This is a genomic window from Streptomyces sp. MB09-01, from assembly GCF_033794505.1.
In the GTDB taxonomy this organism is placed as follows: Bacteria; Actinomycetota; Actinomycetes; order Streptomycetales; family Streptomycetaceae; genus Streptomyces.
In genome coordinates this window covers 1-3,648 of sequence record NZ_JARAYQ010000456.1, presented here as the reverse complement: position 1 = coordinate 3,648, position 3,648 = coordinate 1, and the positions used below count along the sequence as shown (strand labels likewise).

Genomic DNA, 3,648 nt, shown 5'->3' with positions numbered 1-3,648 from the left:
GGGGGAGGGGGATGTGGTGTTGCGGGTTCACTTCACTGCCGAGGACCTGACACGGTTACGGGTCACGGTGTTGGGGCCGCTGGGAGAGACAGAGCTGAGCTTGCGAACAATGCAGTGGCGTGACCGTGAAGTGCTATTCGGAGGGTGGCGTGCGCGTACCAGTCCGCGGATCGGCGCCGACGGGAGGGAGACGGCGCGGCTTCTCAGCCATGTTTCCGGGCTGGTGGATCTGTTCACTTTGGTGGGAGCGGCGGGCTGTATGGAGGAGGGGAAGGAGCGGCTCATCAGTGCGCCGCAGCGGCGGCTGCGCACGGAGTTCTCCGTACGTCCGCGCACAATTGCGCGGCGGACACCGTGGCTGGCTGAAGCGATGGATGCCGAACCGCGGGCGATCCGAAGGCTGGCCGCTGCACTCCAGGACTGCCATCATGTCGCAGTTGCCCCGTATTGGGGGCGTATCGAACATCACCTGCAGGGGGAGGTGGCACGGCGAGGGCGGCTTATGGTTCAGGGCGGGGTGGGGTCGCTGCTGGACAGCCTGCGCCCGATGGCCGTATGGAAGCCGCCCGTTCTGGAGATCCCGGGCTATCGACCACTGCTCCAAGCAGGGGCCGACTTCCACCTAAGAGGTCGTCCGTTCGTTCTGGCTCCGTCGGTGTTCTGCGGTCCGGTCCCCCAGCTGTTCGCCAGCCCTGCGACCGACACGGTTGTCATGCTGTATCCGGCTCTGAACAATCCGGTCGACGCCGCTGCCATGTGGGCTCCTCTCAACCGCAGGCGGCAGGGCGATGCCCCAGTGCCGCCGGCTCTGTCCGCGCTCCTCGGCCGTACCAGGGCAATCGTGCTGTGCGTGATCGCCGACCATCCTGCTTGCACTACCACGCAACTCGCGCTGCGGGCGGGCATATCACCTGCCAGCGCCAGCGAGCACGCCACTACCCTGCGCAGCGCTGGGCTGACCACGCTCACCAGGGAGCGGAGGACCGCCCTGCATACGCTGACCCACCTCGGCCTCACCTTGCTGAACACCAATGCTTTTCCTCCGGCTGACTCCTGAACGCCGGGTTCCCGTGAGCGAGCGGCGGTTTCATCCGGGATCTGGGCCATCTATACCCCCCGATCGAAGCCGACATCGCCGGCACGCAGACCGTCGCGTCCGCGGCCGTGCTGGTCTGCTGCTCGGCCATGTCGACTAGGAGTGTGACCAGCGGCTCGGGCAGCGGTACGGCCGTATCGCGGACGACGGACAGACGAGCGGTCCAGTCCGCGAGCGGTCCCACGAGGTCGACGTCCGCTTCGAACAGGGGCTGGTCGCCGGTCGTGTCCCAGTCGAGGGGGTAATCCGCTGCGCCGTGCCATCCGCACGCGTACACCGCCCGGAAGACCTCAGCGCGCGGGCGGCCGCGCTGGCCGTCGTAGGCCGACCAGTGCGTGGTCGACGGCACGACAGGGCCACTTCCGACGAGTTCCCAGCCGTCGAGCCGGATCCTTCCGGCCTCATCGAGGACCAGAGGGGCGTGGCCCTCCAGCTGGTCCCGCTGGTCTTGCCGGTGAGACCGGCGAGGTCGTGCTCGACGACGAGTTCGGCGCGTGTCTCTCCGACTTTGGTCACGCGCAGGCGCCGGTCGCGTGCCTTCATGTCGGGAGCGAGGTCGCGGTACAGCTGTCCTTCGGCGACGGCAGCGGCAGCGGCAGCGGCAGCCATGGACGCTTCTCTCTCGGGTCCCGCGGGTGCCCGCGCCCCCGCCGGACAACACTGTAGGGGCGCCCGCTCCGTCCCCGACCGGGGTGGATGCGCCTGCGCTGCAGTGTGGCCGTCTTGGGCTGGCGGCCGGTTGGGGGCCGGGTGAACGGTTTGCGTTGCGGGGGTGAAGGGTGTGTGGGGGTGCTGAGGTGGCTGAGAGTCGGCTTGTTGTCGATCTCTGACGCGTTTTTGGATGGGGTTTGTCTTTAACAAGTTGGTCTCGCCGACAGGAGGCGGCCTCGGACTTGGGGTTGTGTCCTGGGTTGCGTTGACCGAGATGACATGGGGGAGTGCCAGTGAGGTTTACTGCTGTGAAGGCTGCCATGCTGGGGGCGGTGTCGGCGGTCATATTGGCGGCCGGGGCGTTACCGGCGCAGGCCGACCCGGCGACCGGCCCTGGTTCCAAGGGCGGTCCGGACAAGGACGTGACGTACAAGGTCATTCCGTACGTGATCTCGGATCCGGAGCTGGTCGCGGATCCGCAGAAGGTCATCGAGGAGCTGAACCGTAGTGGCGGGTCGCTGGACGCGCTGGGTGTCTCACCCGCGTCCAGTGACGGGCCCTCGAAGCTCAAGAGGCCGGGGAAGCCGGCGGTGGCCGCTGCGGAGCCGGAGTCCTATGTGGTGGATTCCTCCCGCTTCCCGCGCGGTGAGATCCCCGCCGACGTCTACCAGTACGCGGACGGGCAGGAGTGCGAGCGTCACGCGGACCAGGCGTCCCGGGATGAGGGGTGGATCAAGAACCGGTACTCGTACTGCCAGATCCACATGGTGGCCATGCCGGCGGTGGAGTGCCGGGTCTTCCCGTGGCCGAGCTGCCGCACGGTGGGGGTCTTCCTGTCTCGTAACCAGCTGCTCGGCTATGGCAAGAACGGCGGCGCCGCGCACGTCTCGTCCTCCCGCTGGGCCGACTTCCGCCTTAATGTGGACGTCATGCAGGCCACCGGTCCCTTCGCCCGGGCCGGCGCGGAGATGAGTGCGGAGATCGAGTGCGAGGGCAACTACCTCGACGACAACTATCCGCAGAACGACGCCAACGCCTGCTTCGGCGGGCTGCGCAACAAGACCGAGAAGTCCATCAAGGACTGGCGCAAGGACGGCTCCGCCCACTTGGACCTGCTCTCGCAGGCCTCAGAGCCCGCCCAGCACATGGGCGAGCAGATCGGTACCGGCGTCTTCCACATCGAGTACGAGTTCGACCTACCCTGGTTCTTCCAGTTCCTCGACACAGAGTCACCCGAGGGCGGGATGCGTTTCGACTCCGCCTACTACCTGCAGTCCCACAAGCTCGGCTCGGTCTTCGACCGCGCTGTGCCCGGCATGTCCTACGACGCCTCCGACCCGTACGTGGGGGGCGTGGGAAGGCACCTGCAGGAGGCCCGCACCAACCCCGGCGCGACCATGCCCGCACAGGCCGGTAAGCACCTGACCGGCGCCACCCCCGGTGACCCGGTCCACCGCCTGGCCCAGGCCAAGGGCACCGACCAGAACACCCGCTACAACGACAACCGGCGCATCGTCCGCAACTTCTGCCGCACCAAGGCCATGCAGGACCTGCGCGATTCCCTGCCTGCCGCCAGCGGACCCTACGACTGCGACGAGTACGCCTTCGCCTCCACCTACGAAGGCGCCGGCCGCTACCTCCACGACGGCGCCCAGTACGAAAACCACTACTCCGCACGCTGGGTCAACAGCGACGTCAACCAGGAAGCCGGCCGCCGCCTGGGCCGCTGGTACGACGTCGACCGCATCCTCGACCACGAGCGCTTCTACATCCCCATCACCAACTACACCCCCAACCCATAGCCCCACCCCGCACCACTGAAAGACCAGTGCCCCCGGAGGGACTTCTCCCTCCGGGGGCACCGCGTTCTCCCGCCGTCATTCACCACGCCAGAACTGCAT

General features: G+C 67.5%; 3 protein-coding genes and 1 pseudogene. 2 read left to right on the top strand and 2 right to left on the bottom strand.

Annotated elements, in window-relative coordinates:
* Positions 1-1,057, top strand: a 1,057-nt coding sequence (locus PV721_RS42190) for a winged helix-turn-helix domain-containing protein (protein ID WP_319734022.1), incomplete at its 5' end; no start/stop codon positions are given.
* Here PV721_RS42190 and PV721_RS42185 read toward each other — a convergent pair.
* Together PV721_RS42185 and PV721_RS44230 are read right to left on the bottom strand one after the other, a co-directional pair.
* Positions 1,014-1,445, bottom strand: a complete 432-nt coding sequence (locus PV721_RS42185) for a hypothetical protein (protein WP_319734021.1) — start codon at positions 1,443-1,445, stop codon at positions 1,014-1,016. The two genes, PV721_RS42190 and PV721_RS42185, sit on opposite strands and share 44 nt — an antisense overlap.
* Before the next feature lie 98 nt (positions 1,446-1,543).
* A pseudogene (locus PV721_RS44230) lies at positions 1,544-1,705 on the bottom strand (DUF6354 family protein); the annotation flags it as partial.
* A 350-nt stretch (positions 1,706-2,055) separates the two neighbouring features.
* Here PV721_RS44230 and PV721_RS42180 point away from each other — a divergent pair.
* Entirely contained in the window at positions 2,056-3,549 is a 1,494-nt protein-coding gene (locus PV721_RS42180; RefSeq protein WP_319734019.1) for a hypothetical protein, read from the top strand.
* The last annotated feature ends 99 nt before the right edge of the window (positions 3,550-3,648 follow it).